The following is a 16,818-nucleotide window of genomic DNA, read 5'->3' as shown; positions in this document are numbered from 1 at the left end:
GGCACCTGGCCTAATCGATCGCGAAGCATTCACCTCCGCAGTGGGACAGCATATTTCGGCGTTGCCGGACCTACAGGGCATATCGGTAGTCGACAACCCAACTTTGCCCACTGGGCTTCTCACCTTAGTGATCGATCAGCTCGATGAGCATCCCGACCTGGACCAATTTGTCCGGTACTTCGGGGCGGCACTCGAAGGCAAGGACACCCGTAGTCTCAATGTGCTCATTGCATGTCGTGCTGCGGAGTATCCGAAGTCGGTGACCTCGATACTCGAGCGATCGTTCGGTTCGTGTATTGTCGCCGAACTCGCCCCGTTGACCAGGGATCAAGCAGTAGCGGTTGCCGCAGAGGATGTCTCGGATCCCGAAGTCTTCCTCGAAGCGATGTGCCGCAGCGGCGCGGGCGCGCTGGCCACTTCACCGCTGACGCTGGGAATGTTGATCAGCGACTGGGCGGCCGGGGCCGAACGTGGCGGCCCTGCGCTGAGCATCTTCGAGCGGAATGCACGTCATCTCCTCAGCTCGCCTCACGAAGCCGAAATCGGACTGTCGGAGTCCAGCCTCGAAGAGCGGATGGCCATCGCGTCGCGGATTGCTGCGTACCTGCTGCTGTCGGGACGGCGGACCCTCCGAACCGGCAGTAGCGCGTGGGCGCACAGCGAAGAGATTACTCCTGGCCTACTCGCCTCTGGGCGTGAGGCCGCAGGACTCGGGGAATTCGACGTCACGCCGGTCAAAGTCCGTGAGACGTTGGCTACCAACATGTTCGCGCCCGGGTCCGAAAGCACCGAGTTCACTCATTCTTCTGTCGCGGCGTTCCTCGCCGCCAAATACCTCGTCGCTCGGTTGCGATCACTCGGGAGCCGCGCCCTGGAGCGGCAGCTGTCAGGTGTGTTCTTGGTCGGTGCTCCCGATGAGCCGACAGCTCAGATTCCCGAACACCTGCGTGAGACGGCGGCCTGGATGGCAGGTATGGCACCTCGCCAGGCCGAGTGGCTCGCCGTAGCTGATCCTCAGTCCTTGGCCGGATATTCGATGTGGATTCCCGACTCCGAGATTAGGTCGGTGTTGGTGCGGGGATTGCTGAATCTGGCCGAGCGCATCGAACTCGGTGGCGGTGCCGAGTGGCCGCGGGCCCGGTGGGATCTGAATCATCCGGCTATCGCAGCGAAACTATCGGCCATTCTCCGGTCTGCTGCGGAAGATGCCGAGTATGAGTGGGCTGACCTGGCTCGTGTCCGGGTGGCTGTGCGGATTGCCCATGACTCACGGGTCGAAGGTGCGACCGCTGCACTGCTCCACCTGGTCGAGTCGCGGGGGTTGCCGGTGTCGGTACGCCAACGTGCAGCGCGTGCGGCGATGAATTGCTGGCCTGACAGCGCTGTTCCTCGTTTGCGAGGATTGCTTCAGCAGCTGGTGATCACGCAGGTGTCCGCACACGCGCTGCCGAATGACGACGACTTCGACGATCTCTCGGGCGAGAGTGAACTGGTGGGCACCTTGCTGTCGCTGTTGTGGCCCGAGCACCTCAGCTTCGACGAGGCCGTCGTGCATGTCCGCGTGCGTCGCCAAACCATGGGCATCGGTGTCTATCAAGGCGAAGCCGAGCGGTTCGCCCGCGAGGTTCGCGACGTGGATCTCGATCGATTCCTCGTATACGCCGACATGGCAGTTCGAGCATTTGTCGCCGAACCGGAAGGGACGGCTGACCTCGACACCACGGTTTCCGATCCTGTCCGTAGGGTTCCGCTGCTCGGTCTCTCCGACGAAGACGAGTGGGGACTTCGGGAGTTCATTGCGCCCGTGCTCGATCGAGTGTTCGCGTCGAGCAGAGTGTATGAGCTGCTCGCTGCGGTGGCCGAGATGGTCGCTCCGCTGATCCGTGCATCGTTCAGGATCCCTATGCCCACTCGGCTGGAACTCGTTGACCGCAACGGAACAGAGCTGTCCTCCACCACCGACCTGCGTCGGAGACTGGCTCACGAGTTGGTGCTTCGCCTCACGGCCGCGGAGCAACCATTCGATCGCTACGGTGCGTACCTTGTGGTGTCGGAGTGGTGCCACGAGCAGGTCTTCCAGCAGAGTCCGATCCGAACACCCGTCGAAGCCGAGCGGCGTGAGCGGCAACGTCTACTCGATGACAGCGATACCGTGTGGTGCCTGGCTCAGATCGACACATTCGGTGAGATGGTCGTTCCTTCGCTGGTGCAAGCGTATGCCCTGCTTGTCTCGATTGTCGCCGATCCGTACAATCCAGACACCTTCGCCCTGCTGGAAGACCGACCGAATTCGCCAGAGCGCGAACACTTTCGGTGGGTATTCGACGGGATGCCGATCGATGACGACTACGCCAGGATAATGCGCAGACAGACCACTACGAGGTCGTCCTGGGACATGGCCGAGGACTTCGTTTCCGCCCAGCGACAACGCCTCGTAGCAGCGGCCGGTGGGGACAACGAAGCGTTCTGGACGCTGGTGTACCTACTGTGGGTCAATCCGTCCACGGGACGATTCGAGGATGCGCGATCCCTGGACGTGGCTGATAGCCCCGGCGTGTCGATATGGGCAGCCCCGGAATTTCCCAGGTCCTTCCGCACCGCTTCGATCTCATACCTCCAGTCCGCACACGACCACCATGAGGCATGGTTGGGATTGGATAAAACCGATCGGCGCGCTGAGGCCGGTGTGATCGGCCTCGCGTTCCTCTACCGCACCGAAGGGACGAGTGGCCTTCGCTCCCTGTCCCCGACGAGTTGGGCGTCGTGGACTGCCGCCATCCTGGCCGGATGGCCGGGACTCAACGATCAGGATCCCGATCTGTTCACCGAACTCCTCGGATTCGTGACCCAGCATGCGCTGAGTTCCCTGACCGAGTGCATCGACGAATGGGCACGGACAACCCTGGACAATGCGACCTCGCCCTGGTTCTTCGTGCAGACCATGCCTCTACTTCCCCGCCCGGCACATCCCCGCATGGTCACTCTGGCATGTTCAATCCTTGACTCGATCCGCCAGAGTGAAGAACGCACTGGATCGTTCGCGGCAGGACCAGACTTCGATGCCGAGCGCGACCAGGGGAGCGGCGTGGTCGAGCAAGCCAGTGATCTCTCTGCCGCACTGAAGGTTTGGTCAGTGCTGCTACGACAGTCGTTGAAGCTGCACGATGAACAAGCTGTCCTCCATGTACGCAGTGTCTTCTCCGTTGCACGAGAATCCAACACCGGGCGTGCGAAGGAGATCGCCACCGCGTCAGCCGCCTTGCTGCTGGCCACTGATACCCGGCGTCAATGGCCATTCGTTCACGTCGCCATCATCGAGACGGCCGAGTTCGCGCGCGACCTCGCCTACGCATGTACTGAGCACCACATCGCGGACGCCCTGGCGCGGCACCTCTCCGACTCCGACATCGTTTCCTGCTACCGGTGGCTCGCCCGAGTTCATCCGCCGAACACCGAGGTTCACCACGTCGGTTTCTCGGAAGTGACTCCGGTTCAGGAAGTGCACAGCATGCGCAGGGCGGTACTCGCCGAAGCGACCAGACGCGGCACAGCGGCCGTCGTCCGCGGGCTTCGCGAACTGCTCGAAAGCGCCCCCGACGCTCTCGAACTACGTGCCGCGCTCGTCAACGCGAGAGCAATGGCCCAGAGAAAGGCGACCGCCAGCCTATCGACCTTGAACATACGAGACCTACTGGCTGATCCCCGCCGCCGCATCATCAGCTCCGCAGCACAACTCGCAGCCGTTGTCATCGAGACCCTCATCGATATAGAAAAAGACATTCACACCCACGGGTTCTTGCTCTGGGACCGTGAACGGGAACGGACCGAAAATGGCAGCCGAACTGATCGCTTCCGTCCGAAACCGGAAGGGTCCTTCGGTGTGTACATCACACACGAACTCAAACTACGACTCGCTGAACGGCCAATAGTCGTCAACAGAGAAGTCGTCATCCAACCCACCGGTCCGGGAGACTCAGGACTACGCCCCGACATACTGGTCGATGCCATCTCGCATCAGTTCGAGGTCGCTGCCACGATAACGACACCCATCGAGATAAAAGGAATCTGGCACAAAGACGTTCTCACTGCACAGCAAGGTCAACTACTCCCGTACCTTCGAATGGCAAATTCGAGCTCGGGTATCTACCTGGTCGCGTGGTATCCACTCGATCAATGGACCGCGGCCGGAGACAATGCCTCTCGAAACAGGACGGAATCTCATGTGTCGGCCCCGCAGCTCTTGGCGACGTTGCAGGCGCAGGCGGCCGAAATAAGGCGAACCACAGGGCTATCCATCACCCCGTACGTTCTTACCGTCTCGACAACTACCCCGAGTGCGCTTCTTGACATGTACGACTCGGATCCCAGCGAGTTCGACTGACGTACGACTGGGACCGCTGCACGAGCAGGCGTCCTGGTCGTGCCATATGCCGGAGTCGCTGAAAGCCGTTAGACGTCAACCTTGTTCGGTGGCATTCATCAGCGCTGCTCGGGCACCGCCCGAGATCTGCGGAATCGGCAAACAGGGGGCCGATGGTGACGGTTTCAGCTACTCGAGGTCGGTCCAGTACCACGGCTCGGCTGGAGTGAGAGCTTCGTCCAGTTCGCGGCCGAAGCGGAACCGTGTTCTCACATCATCAGAAATAAGAACCAATATCGAAAACCAGCCTGCTACGGACAGCCGTTCGGTCAGCATGTCAGCTTGGGTGTGTGCGTTGACCGCCCGCAACTGACTGACGAGCTCGGCCGCCCCGAACGGATCGGCGGGGGAGACGTGCGTGGCGATTCCTCGTCGGAGAGTTTGTTGTATCTTTGCGTACGCGTTAGCTTCCCGCAGTCGGCCGAGGAGCAGGGCGATCCCGGCTGCATCGTCTAGAGGAATGTGCGCGGCGGAATCACCATGAGGGGGAGCCTGTATCTGGGAATGCTCTTCGGGGTTCTGCAACTGCTCGCTCCGCGAGGAGATTTCGGGCGAACTGTCGAAGGTGACTCGGGTGGCGTTCGCACGTGACTCCCGCGGGGTGCTGGCCAAGGACTTGCGAAACACCTCGATCAGCTGCGCGGCTGAATGGCGACGACCGGTGTTGATGGTCGGATCTGCGGCGGCGCGGTCTGCCAGTACCTGTATCTGGCCGGGGGTGCCGAATCTCCACAACGCCTGCATCAGGATGAACAGCTCGCCTGCATTGTCGAGAGAGAGACCTGTGGCGGCGCGGTCGGCCAATATCTGCAACGGGGTTTCCTCGCCGACCTCCCACAATGCCTCGATCAGCAGCGCCACTTCAGTCGCGCGATCCAAGCTGAGATGCTCGGCGGCGCGATCGGCCAGCACCCGCATGTGCGTGTGTGCGCCAACAGTCCACAGGGTGTGAATCAGAGAATTCAGGCCGATACAATGGTCGAGCGGGAGATCTCTAACGACGCGGTCGGCCAGCACCATCATCTGGGAATGCGCGCCACCAACCCGCAGAGCAGCGATCAGCTGAGCCAATCCATGCGGGTCGTCGGGGGACAGGTGAGCCGCGGCCCGATCGGCGAGTACCTGCAACTGGGAGTGAGCACCTAGGTACCGCAGGGTATTCACAAGCTTGGTGATGCCAAAGGGGGCATCGAGAAGGACGTGGGTCACGGCCCAATCGGCAGGGCGGCGATCACCGGGGACCTGTGTCGACAGCGCCTTGACGAGTCTGATCGCAGCATGGACGTGCCCGCGGCCGACGGCGTTCTTCCACAATTGAGCGGCAATACGGGAGTGCCCGCGCTTCGACGCGGCATCGGCGAGTGCGTACTGGGAGTCGGGTGCTGCATGCGCGGCAGCCGCTGTCCAGAACCCGAGCGGTGGAGTCGATCCGGCGCGGATACGTCCGCCGTGCTGGCCCAGGTATTCGGCCAGCTGGTACTCCGGTTGCTTCGATCCGCGACGGTGGCCTTCCCTCACATGGCGGGGGTGTGGGGACAGGGGGCGATCTTTGATCGGCGTCACGGGCCCCCGCGCGCCCTTGCATCTTCTGCTGAGCTCAGTCACGGCGGCTTCGAACCAGTTCTCGTCCAGGGTGTCCCAGGTGATGTCGTCGATGTAGCCGGCCGCGATATCGCGCAGCAGCAGGTAGGGCAGAACGTTGGGATGGCCCATGCGCACCAGGTCCATCGCTGCTTCGATCACTGCCCGCCCTACTGTCCCCGCCTGCTTTTCGTAGACGTGGATCAGTTCTGGCCCGCCGGCCAGGTATTGGGTGATCATACCGTTCTCGGCCCCCTCGACCGCAATCTGTAGGCGCGGATCTTGCCGTGCAGCGGCACGCATGACGTCCAGAGCGGCGCCGGTGAAGTTATCGGGCACGGTGATAGTGACCGGTTCGAGTAGCGTGCGGGTGGCTGAGGTGGGGTCGTCGCTCAGCGCGGCGTAGTGCTCGTGCCACAAGCTGCCGAGGACCACTATCGGTGCCCGGCGAGGATCGGCCAGCACGTTGCTGATCTTCTCCGCGATGCGCCCGCGGTCGAGTTCGTCAGCGAGTGGGAAGTACCGTTGGGTTTCGTTGAGCCACACCACTGTGCGGGGTCCGACCCTGTCCAGTTGCTCGATCAGCTCCTCCGGGCGGAAGGGCGAGGGACGCCACAATCGCCATCCCCGCCGAAGACGCAACGGAGCCAACGCCTGCCACAAAGCGCGGGTCTTGCCGGTGGAGGAACCCCCGATCAGCACCACGATTCTGCTGTGACCTGCCAGCGCTTCATGTATCGCCTCGGCGAGTTGGTCGTCGTGGGCGCGGCGGACATACCTCGGCAACGCAGTCTCGACAGTGCCGGCACCACTGTCAGAAGCGGTGATCGGTTCGTGGACACCCAGTGCGAACGGATCGAGCACCTCGTTCAGCGGTGATCCTGGCTGGAGCCGGGCCTCGGCGACGACGCGCCTGTGCGCGTTCCTCCATCGCTTCAGCTCACCGTCGCTGACTCTCCAGGCTCGCAAGACCGGCGACAGGTTCTCCCATTGCGGGAACGTGTCGCCGTGTATCCAGCCGTGGATCGTGTTGCTGGCAACGGTGACTCCCTCGTGCGCGGCCAGCCTCACGTAGCTGATCCGCGCGGCGGTGTGGAGCTCCTCCAGCATCCGCTGCAGATCCTCGCGCGTGTGGATGTCGTCTGGATCGACCAACACATCCCCCTCCAACTGCTGTTGTTCGGTACCGTTCGGTGAACTCGCTCTTCCGAGTGTTCCAACCTGGGCCCCGGCAGGAATTTTCCGCACCGGATGCACCGAACGCTCTCCGGGAACAACAGTTACCAGCATGAGCCCCACCGAAATCATCGCCCTCATCGCCTTTGTCGTGCTCATGCTGCAGAACGCCACCCAGATCCCACACGCCATCGCCGCTCTTATCAGGGCCTGCCTGCCGGTAGTACACGCCACCCGGGACCTCGCCGCGGCGATCGAAAACCCCTCCTCGGTCCTGGCCGATGCGGACACCGACACCGATCTGTCGTAGAGCGAATCGTGAAGCCGGCCTTCTCGGTGGCCTCGACAAGAAGCGTCGATGAAGGAATGAAGACAGTGCCTCGAGGCCCCTCGAATGGTGACGCCGAGTACGAAGTCGAGCGTAGGGAACTGAGGAGATCGGTGAGGCATGCCCGCCGTCCAACCGCAAATCGATGGAAATGCTGCCAGGCTCGCCGCGCTTCAGGTCCTCGATCAGTATTGTCTTTCCGGCACCGCCGGAAGCGAGGAGCACAAAGGACCTGTGGGTACCGATCGAATCGCCGACCAGCTCGGGGCGGTCACCGGTCTACCCATCGCGACTCAGCGTTACAGAGTCCAGCAGTCCATGCCGAGACAGGGGACATCGGCCGTCACCGGAACCACTCACCGGTGTCCCGATCTGCTCCGGTCGCGGAGGCATGTCGCCTGGAGCTGCAGTTGTCCTCCCGGATATGCCATACCAACCGTTCTGGCGTTCGTCGGCCGGGATACCGCCGGTGTCGACGAAGTCGAGAAACACGCGGGTCAGCACGCCTGCCAACTGCCAGACAACTCTGACCACAGTGACAACCTACAACTCACGTACCTCCGGCAACGGGTCACCCCGAAATAGTCCGGTACCGAGGGCACGGCCACCTGGCTCTGCCAAAGCGACACCCTCACCCGACGGTTCAGCTCGACCGTGTGCAGCCGTTATGAGTTCCCCGGTAGGAGGTTTCGGGCCGATCCAATCCCAGCACCGAGGGCGTGGACTCTGTCTTCGCGCTGGTGCGTCGAGCCTCATCGATAGGGTGCGTCTGCGGCCTCGACGTGGGCGGCCACCATAGCGGCCAACGTCCCTGGTTCGGCGTCGCGGAATGTCAACTCGATCGACTGCCGATCCACATCGAGCCGGATCAGTCCCGAGCCCCACACCGACGCACCGTCGAGTCCACCGACAATCCCTCCACCTTCGAGGACATAGTCCCGGCCGTCGGCCAGCAGCCGGTCCGCCTCGGTCAGCTTCCGCACGACCTGCTCCGGAGTATGCCTTTTCCGTGTTGCCATGAGTATCGAGCCTTCCCGCCCACAACAGGGGCATTCAGACTCCCACACCACGCGGACCGAACCACCGGGGTCACGTCAGTTCGACCGGGGGCAGGATTCGAGAGTTGTTGACAGTACCTGGAATACCGGGTGCGGGGCCTCTGTCATCGCTGGAGGTCAGCTCAGATACCAGCCTGTCACGCTCAAACGGTCACACGCGGGAAACGCGATCGTGGTCGCGTGCGATTCCGCGATGAGCGCGCTAGGTTATTCCGGCCCGAGCGGATTCGGCTGTGCTGTCACGGCTGAAGAAGGCAACCACGTCGACGGTGGTTGACAACAAGTCTGTGCGCTTGGCCGAGGTGAAGAACTTGGACGGGCATGTGCAGCAGACATTGCTGCACATGCCCGTTCGGGCGAGACAGGCTCGCCTCGATTTCGCGCCTGCCCCTGCACAGCCGAGTCGAGCGGTCGTGCACTGCAGGTACGGACGGCGCGGCCGGAGCACGCCTCGGTCACCGCAGCCCCACGTCGCAGCCTGGGCGCACCGATGGTCCATACTGCTGGCGGTGTGCGACGTCGACTGGCTGCGGGCCTATTGCAAGACCTTCGCCGCCGTGCTGCCAACTGTCCTCCGATGTCGTCTGGCAGATGATTTGTGCGACTACGGGGACGCGGTAGCGGGCATGACTCCAATCACGTCGTTGTCGGCTCCGAGCACGGTTACTGGCGGAGACCTACTTCGCTGGCTCAGGGCGGTGAGGTGTTACCGCGATCAACGCGGCGAGAATATTGATCGCGGTGATTGTGTCGACGAAAGCCGCGACTACGCACCCGGCGAGAGCGCCGAGGGCGATCATCGTGTAGGCAGAGTGCGGTGGGCGCTGTGGCTGTGGGTTTGCGACGGAGCGAGCAGTGCGGTCCGGCGGTGGGAGGTCGGGCATCGTCGGCCTTTCGTGCTGTGCGGAAGTGAGACTGGCTCCAAGTCATAGGGCCGGGTTCGGAAGATCCCCCTGGACGCGTGGGTGCGGGTGCATGCTGGTGTTCGAATCTTGGTTACCGCAGGGGGATTGGGCGTCGCGGGGCCTATAACTTCGAGACCGGGCGTGGTGTTGTGCGTCGGGGGTGTTGGGCTGCGGGTCCAGCGCGCTGCTTCTGTGCATGGAGGAGGAACTTTGATGGGTACATCGGACTTCGGTGTTTTCCCAAGCGACACTGTGTCGTCCGATCTTGAGTCCGTCAGCCCCGCTGTTTCGATGAATCCCGTCGATGACCTATTCGACCCGGTGATGGGCGAAATCGACGTGCCTGTTCTCCGGTCCGAATCCAGCGACATCATGGTCGAGGTGGAAATGGGGGGCGCAGGTCCCGCTGCTGCGGATGCGCTGCGGATGCAGGCCGAGCTTGAGCTCTACGAGCTTCTGACCGCTGATGGCATCAGCGCTCTGGTGTGGGAGAAGGTGGTCGAGGAATTGTCGGCTTACGGCTCGCAGGTGCTCGATCCTTGGATCCGTAACGGTGTGATCTATGCGAAGGCGCGGCGCTTGGTCATCGGCTTGCCGGATTGGCCGGCTGGACGCGAACGGTTGGCCGGCGATCGGAATTACCGTCAGGACATGATCGCCCACACCATCGTCGGGGCATTGGGAAAGCTGCACACCAACCTGTCCACGGACCAGGGATGGGACCCTCGCAAAGGGGCGACGCTGAGTTCGTTCTTCATCACGGGCTGTCTGATCGAGTTCGTCTCGGTGTTCGATAAGGAGCGGGTGTGGTGGACCACCCATCACGCGGGTCCGGTGGACTTCGTCGAAGCGACCGAGTTGGTCGAGTCCGGTCGCGCGGTGCTGTGGGGGACGCAGCTGGGCGCAGACCCGGCCGAGGTGGTGACGAATCGGGTGGTTTTGTTCGACTATCTCGCCACCTTGTCCGCCGATGAGCGATTGATTCTGTGGGCGAACGTGAACGGATATTCCCACGCTGAGATCGCTCAACTGTTGGGGGTGACAACGAAGGCGGTCGAACGCCGTCTGTACCGGTTGCGCGAGAGTGCGCGAATGTCAGTGAGGAGTCTAGGATGACCCCGGTCGAGCGCGCCGAATCCGATGCCGAGCAGGTGATCACGCTGGTACGTCTGTTGCTGGAGCGATCGTCGTTGGGGGAGGAGGGGCCGCGGCTGTTGCGCGGCCGGGCTCCCGACGACCAGCTCGAACGCATCCGCAGGCTTCGACACAACCACACGAACCTCGCGCTGGGGCCATCGGAGTCGGCCGCGCGTCGCCTCATCGCGGAGGTGGCTGGTGACCTGCCCAAGCGCACACCCGATCACAACGGGGCCGTAGTGGTCGCGTCCAGGCTGCTGCCCGCCGCCCACGAGGTCGAGATCACCGACCCGAGGTACAACGGCTGTCTACGGAACGACTCGGATACCTTGACCCGGGTCGTGGACGAGTTGCGGCGCCTGGCATGAATAGAAGTGCGCGATTCGTACCGGATACGCGGAGGGAAGGGCTGGTCAGGAAAGATCCGTTGAAGGAAAGGCGTTTACGAGCTATTCGGCCAGCCGACGTCACGACCGGTCACCGATGTCTATGTGGCCCGGGGCACGGTGTCGGCAATGGGTCTGTTTCCCCGGACCACTCGCCGCCCTCGGCGTGCGCCTGTCCATCGCACCGGGCTTTCCGCGATCGAGTGCCGTCCGGCTGTTTTGAGCTGTAGGAACGTGTTGGGAACTCCGTAGCCGTTGTATCGGCAAGGATGGACCGCCGCCGATGCCGGAATGAATAACTCGATCCCCTCGGTTGCGATCGGAAGCCATGAGCCTGTCGGGACTCGCATGGTTGGTGTGCGGGCGAGGTGATAGGCCATCGCATACACGACATCCGGAATAGAGGCGTCGCGAAGGCCGGTTGAATTCGCTGTTGCCCGAAGCACCGTCACGTTGTCAGTACAGAGCCGTCGAAGGTGCTCACCGTGCCGTTGCACCTACTGTCCACAATCGGAAGGGCCGGTGGTGATCGTGGTGCGCGGCGATCGGGAGGATTGGGCTCAGGGACCGGTCGCTGTGGTGGAGTGTGAATCTCGGTAAGGCTGTTTGGTTTTGAGCGCGGCGTAGAGGAGGTCGCAGCGGCGGCGTGCCGGGCAGATGAGGGCGGCGTTGTGCCTCTTGCCTTCGTCGCGTTCCGCGAGTAGTAGGCGCGGCTGGCCGGGGCGTGCAGCGACGCGAAGGCCGAAAGGGACAGCGTCCGTTTGAGTTTGTGGTTGCTAGATCGGGCGGGGGTGCTTGCCACGGATCGAGCTGCCGGATCGGTGTGTGATCGGGGCGATGCCAGCGTAGGAGGCGAGATGTCCGGCGGTCGAACGCGGCGTCGTCTCCGACTTCGAGCAGGATGCGGGCGTGAACTTCCCCCGCTGAACCGGAGAGGTGATGTTCCCCGGGTTTTTCGGAGTCGGTTTGGTTGGCTTCTTGGTGGGAAATGACGGGGTTCGGAAAGACGGTGTCGCCGAGTCCCATCCGCGCCCAGGGTGGCTGCGAATAGTGTTGCGTCACCTGATCCGCTCGGACCGCCATCCGCTCGGACGAATGGCGTCGGCTCGGATACGGCGGCATCGTCGGCGGCTTCGCCCGCCGTGGGCGATGCCGCACCGATCCACTCGGTCCGCGATCGACCATGAAACCCACAGTATTGCAGGTAATCTCGAAGCTCCGCTGTGCCGGCGAGAGCTTCGCCCCAGAGCCGAGGAACTGCTCCAACGCGGACCCGAAATCGCCGGTCGAGAGCCCATGCAGATACAACAGCGGCAACACCTCGCTGACCTGTGGTGATATTCGTGCCCAGGCGGGCAGGATCGCCGAGGAGAACCGCTGCTGCGTCCCGGAGTCGGCATCGACACGGCGGTCGTTGACCCGGGGCGCTTTCACCCGCACCGCACCGGCGGCGGTCAGCACCTGACGTTCCCTGTGTTACCCGTTGCGCACCATGAGCTTTCGACCGTTCTCGTCGACTTGGTCGGCGAGAACGGTCGACATAGGCGGCGACCTCGGCCCGTAACGCGGCCTCCAGCATCCGCCGGGCGCCCTCACGCACGATCTCATCGATTGGTGAACCCGAACCACTAACCGCAGCACCGCCTGATTGGACTCGGCGCCGCCGTCGACTATTTTGAGCATGGGACGTACCTTCCCGCCCGGCGTTGGCGCGCCAGGACTGATCAAACCCGTTGATTCCAGATCATCCGGAAAGGTACTCCCTCCCGGTCATTCACAGGTTTTGATCATTACTCCAGATAGTGCGCGCAGCCCTCCGTGCAGCGCAGAACTTCCAGTGGCGGATTGGCATCAGCATCACCGTCGACCATGTCGAACAGGTTAGCCGGGCTCCATGCGCGCGCCGGTGACCTGGCGTCCGTCCGATAGGAGGCGTCCATAGGTGACAACAAAGATGAAAGAACAGTGACAGACACCCCAAAAACAGGCTGGCATCCACCAGGCCGTAGTACCTCGCCAGTAACAGATGTGATAGACAGCCACACCGGTTGTGGTGCATGCGCGCGTCGCCCATGCATCGGGTTACGAAGAATAGTGTGCTACCTACGCTAATTACTGTTAGCGCAGTTGTGAGGTGAGAATCTCGCGTCACGGCAGTCCCTCCTTGATGGATATGCCGGTAAGTGCCCAGTCGTGTTCAGGGCAGCCGATCGAGGAATCTGCGAACATGGGTGGCTTCGCTGCTTCCGGTGGTCGGCAGGCGTAGTAGGGGGAAGTGGTAGCGTCGGCAGATCTCGTTTTTCAATGCGTCGCGGGCGAGTTGCTTCGGGCTTGCTTCATGAGTGCTGTGGCCATCGACTTCGATGGCACCGAGGTTCGCGTTGGTGATCCGGTTGTAGATGACGAAGTCGAACGATGCTCGGTGTCGGACGAATTCACGTTGCCGTTTATCGAGCGGGTCCAGGGTGTGTGGAAATACGTTCTGTAGGTACACCTGCCGGTGTGTCGCCATATGACTGTAGTCGGGCTCGGCCAGTAAACCCTCCAACATTGTGAGGGCGATGTCCTCCGACGGCCACTCGGTTCGTCCCCATCCGATGTGCCGGTGTGTGCGCCGTTTCGTGTAGTCGGTGTACAGCAGGTCGAAGATCGACACCACGTCGCTGTCGATCACGGCGGTGTTCGGGTCCCGGTACCGGATGTAGCCGATCAGATCGCGTAGGTGTCGGCTTTTCGGGAGTTCGGACGGGTGTGTGACCAGTACGAACAAGCGTTTGGCCCGAGATACCGCCACATTGATCAATTTGGGATCGTCGGCGAAGGTCAATGCTGCTCTGCCACTGGGGGTGTCGTCCAGCACCGTGGTCATGACGACCGCGTCCTTCTCTCTTCCTTGGAATTTGTGCACGGTGTCGGATTCGATGGATTCGATCAGGGCGTCGGTGACTCGGTTGGCCTGACGGCGGTATGGTGTGGTGATTCCGACTTCGTGCGGCGGGATATCGGCGGATATCCAGGGGAGGACTTCGTTTCGGATTACGTCGATCTCACGCTGGTTGCTCCGTCCTTTCGACTCCGGATCGTTGCCGTACACGTGGCGCATGTGGTTGCCGGGAGCGGTCCGAACCACTGTCATCGGGGCGAACCCCGGCGTGCTGTGGGTATAGGGAATGAGTTTGTTACTGTAAAATTTTCGGTTGCAGAACTCGATGATGTCCGGATCGCAACGATAGTGTTCGCGCAGCATCACTCGGGGCACTCGATCGCTGTATTGGTCGATGATCGAGGACAGGACGCTGCGTCGGTAGTCGTAGACCGGATCGGGCGCTGCGGGAGGGTCGATGAGGTTCTTGGTGACGGGTGGGAGTTGCTCGAGGTCGCCGACCACGATGAGGTTGCGCGCGCATGCCAGTGCTGGGCTCACTGTGACCAGGTCCACCTGTGATGCTTCATCGATGATCAGGTAGTCCAGTAGCGACGAGGCGGCGATGCTGTTTTGGAGTGAATGGCAGGTGCTCAGGATCAATGGGTAGTCGTGGGTGAACCGTTCGAACTGTTGCCGAAATTGTGGCGTGTAGATCGTTCGGGTCAGTGCGCTGTATCGGGTGTGTAGTGTTTCGCGGAGCAGCTGTTGAGATAGCCGTGCTTGGTCGCTCTGCAACGGGTCGAACTGCTTGCTCTGCAGTGTTTTTGTCAGTTTCTCGGTTTGCTGCTTGAGTTCGCCGATTTTCTTCTGGTAATACAGGCGCTGGATGCGTAGCACGACGTCGATGTTGTCGGGGTCGACCTTGCGCAGCGCCCGGTACTTGAAGTAGCGGTTCATCATGTCGACCATGCGCCCCCAGCCGTGGTCGCGTATCCAGAGTGGATCGGTGTCGGCGATGAAGTCGAGTAGCTTGTCGGCGCTGTAGCGGCGCAGCAGCGGCAGGTCTTCGGGGTCCGGTACGTCGCGTCGGTCGAAGAACGATTGGAAGTGTTGCTGTTCCAGCTCGTAGGCGTGCAGTTGCTGGCGCAGTTCGGCGCGCTGGCGATCCTTTTCGAGGAGGCTGACGAGGCGTTGGCTGACCTTGTCGAGTTGGTGTGCGGCATCCTCTGTAGGGGTGGTGTTTGTGCGTAGCATCGCGTCGAGCGTTGCGTTGCGTGGTCCCTGGTTGTCGAAGAATTCCTGCCGCTTCTTGGCTCGTCCGAGATTGGCGGCCACCATGCCGAAGCCTTCTTTGGTCAGCTTGTCGAAGACGTTGTCCACGGCGGAGTTGCTGAACGAGACCACCCCCACAGTTGTGCCGGGTGTGCAGATCAACGAGGCGATGATGTTGAGTATCGTCTGCGTCTTCCCGGTTCCGGGTGGGCCATCGATCACCGAGAGCGGATACCGCAATGCGTTGAGCACAGCCTCGCTCTGGCTGATGTTGGTACCGAACGGGTACACCGGACGCGGGATATCGTCGGCAGGTCGGGGTTCGATCGGGGTTAGTTCCAGCAGTCGGGCCAATGCGCTGGAGGGGTGAATGAAGTCCAGCTTCTGATGGTTTCGAAGCAGGACGCCGGAATCGCCGGGCAATCGTTCTGCCACCGTGCGCCAGTATCTGAGCACGTCCTTGGAGCGGGCGGTGATGGGGGCGTTCGGTTGCGCTTGCACACGATTGGCGTGGTAGGACTTCCATACGCCTTTGTCGTCCAGTACGTGCCACCATGATCCGGCTCCGGCGGGGCCGGTGAACAGGTAGGCCTCGTTTGCGTGGTGCACAGACCCGTCGATGAAGAGGCGTGTTCGCGATCCCTGTGGCATCGGTTCGGGGCGGTCGAGAATCGTCACTCGTTCCCGACTGAAGTGGTAGTCCTTGGAGTTGCCGAACCGTATTCGTACCCGTCCGGATTGTGGCTCGTATTCGGTGATCTCCAGGGTCTTGTCCTCCGGATCGCTGTTCTCCTTCCTGCGGATGACGACCGTGACAACCCGTGGATCAAACATCGAACCCCCTCACCTCCGCACGGCAACGTGCCGCATCTGGTTCTCGCGTCGCTCCGGCTATGGCCGATGGCTCGACATCCGTGCGTATCGCAGATTACCGCCAACAGTCGAAAGTCGCTGTGCTGACGGTATATTCACCGGTCATCTCGACGGAGGAGTGGTCGATGAGCTTGGTCGTGTCAGGATCGGACGTAGTTTCGTTCAAGCAGTGGACATTTGAGGTTTGAAGTCGATCGAAGGTGCTCTCGCTGAGCCGAATCGGTGCCACCACTGGAGGTTTAGCATCGGTGAGACGCCGTCGGCGGCGGGGATGCAGATTTGCAGAGCCCGCAGTTGTGGAGGCGCCGTCAGCCAGCACGTGTTCGCGTCGTATCGGTCGCCGCTGAGTGGTATGAGCGGTGCCCACCACAGCGACAGTCGGGGCTACCGTGTGATGCCAGTTATGTCGGGTGACACTGGTCGATGCCGCAGCGGTGTGCAGGAAACTCATCGATGTCGCAACCTGTTCCGGTGTCGTGCGGCAGGAGCGGGCAGGTGAGGTCGGACGTGAGGTTCTGGAACATGACCGGTTCGGTGGCGGAATGGTGGCGTTCCCATAGCAGGATGCCCGCGCCGATAAGGGCGAGCAGCATTACCGCCCCCACCCAGCGTGCCCGCGATCGGCCATTCCGCTGTTGCGGTGGCACCGGGAGCGGCGGCGATTGCGGTAGGTGTTCGCGCCGGTACTGCGGGGGTACCGGTGGCGGTCGATGCATCGGTGCGAGCGGCGTGATCGTGGGCGGCGAGGGTGTTTGGCTCAGGTGTTCCCGGCGAAATCGGGCCGGTACCGGCGGGGGCGGCGACGAGGTTGTGACG

At 62.2% G+C, this 16,818-nt stretch carries 8 protein-coding genes and 2 pseudogenes; 4 read left to right on the top strand and 6 right to left on the bottom strand.

The window, feature by feature from the left end; translation table 11 throughout:
• Nucleotides 1–127: 127 nt before the first annotated feature.
• Nucleotides 128–4,381 (top strand): NACHT domain-containing protein, encoded by a 4,254-nt coding sequence (locus tag JZ792_RS08555; RefSeq protein WP_216908590.1) that lies wholly within the window; start codon nucleotides 128–130, stop codon nucleotides 4,379–4,381.
• Between the two features lie 168 nt (nucleotides 4,382–4,549).
• Here JZ792_RS08555 and JZ792_RS08550 read toward each other — a convergent pair whose 3' ends face one another.
• On the bottom strand, nucleotides 4,550–7,159 hold the full coding sequence (locus tag JZ792_RS08550) for a hypothetical protein (protein ID WP_216908588.1): 2,610 nt from the start codon (nucleotides 7,157–7,159) through the stop codon (nucleotides 4,550–4,552).
• Between the two features lie 130 nt (nucleotides 7,160–7,289).
• Between JZ792_RS08550 and JZ792_RS08545 the strand changes: the two genes are divergently transcribed.
• Nucleotides 7,290–7,487 carry a hypothetical protein gene (locus JZ792_RS08545; RefSeq protein WP_216908586.1) on the top strand — a complete coding sequence of 66 codons (198 nt, stop codon included), beginning with the start codon at nucleotides 7,290–7,292 and terminating at the stop codon, nucleotides 7,485–7,487.
• 770 nt (nucleotides 7,488–8,257) lie between these two features.
• Here the strand turns inward: JZ792_RS08545 and JZ792_RS08540 are convergent.
• On the bottom strand, nucleotides 8,258–8,524 hold the full coding sequence (locus JZ792_RS08540; RefSeq protein WP_216908857.1) for a hypothetical protein: 267 nt from the start codon (nucleotides 8,522–8,524) through the stop codon (nucleotides 8,258–8,260).
• 1,157 nt (nucleotides 8,525–9,681) lie between these two features.
• On the opposite strand from JZ792_RS08540, the gene JZ792_RS08535 reads away from it, so the two are divergent.
• Together JZ792_RS08535 and JZ792_RS08530 are read left to right on the top strand one after the other, a co-directional pair.
• Entirely contained in the window at nucleotides 9,682–10,584 is a 903-nt protein-coding gene (locus JZ792_RS08535) for a sigma-70 family RNA polymerase sigma factor (RefSeq protein WP_216908584.1), read from the top strand.
• Nucleotides 10,581–10,973 carry a hypothetical protein gene (locus tag JZ792_RS08530; RefSeq protein WP_216908582.1) on the top strand — a complete coding sequence of 131 codons (393 nt, stop codon included), beginning with the start codon at nucleotides 10,581–10,583 and terminating at the stop codon, nucleotides 10,971–10,973. Before JZ792_RS08535 ends, JZ792_RS08530 begins: the two co-directional genes overlap by 4 nt.
• A 578-nt stretch (nucleotides 10,974–11,551) precedes the next feature.
• Here the strand turns inward: JZ792_RS08530 and JZ792_RS08525 are convergent.
• The 4 genes and pseudogenes from JZ792_RS08525 to JZ792_RS08510 all read right to left on the bottom strand — a co-directional run.
• Nucleotides 11,552–11,900 (bottom strand): annotated as a pseudogene (locus JZ792_RS08525) (transposase); the annotation flags it as partial.
• A 315-nt stretch (nucleotides 11,901–12,215) separates the two neighbouring features.
• Nucleotides 12,216–12,674, bottom strand: a pseudogene (locus JZ792_RS08520) (transposase); the annotation flags it as partial.
• Between the two features lie 514 nt (nucleotides 12,675–13,188).
• Complete coding sequence (locus JZ792_RS08515) at nucleotides 13,189–15,807, bottom strand: AAA domain-containing protein (protein ID WP_216908580.1); 2,619 nt, start codon at nucleotides 15,805–15,807, stop codon at nucleotides 13,189–13,191.
• Nucleotides 15,808–16,403: 596 nt separating this feature from the next.
• A complete protein-coding gene (locus JZ792_RS08510; RefSeq protein ID WP_216908578.1) occupies nucleotides 16,404–16,595 on the bottom strand; it encodes a hypothetical protein in 192 nt (63 codons plus the stop codon).
• Nucleotides 16,596–16,818 lie beyond the last annotated feature (223 nt).

The organism is Nocardia noduli (assembly GCF_019038455.1).
In the GTDB taxonomy this organism is placed as follows: Bacteria; Actinomycetota; Actinomycetes; order Mycobacteriales; family Mycobacteriaceae; genus Nocardia; species Nocardia noduli.
The sequence above is the reverse complement of the archived record's forward strand: the minus strand, read 5'-3'. Positions and strand labels throughout refer to the sequence as shown.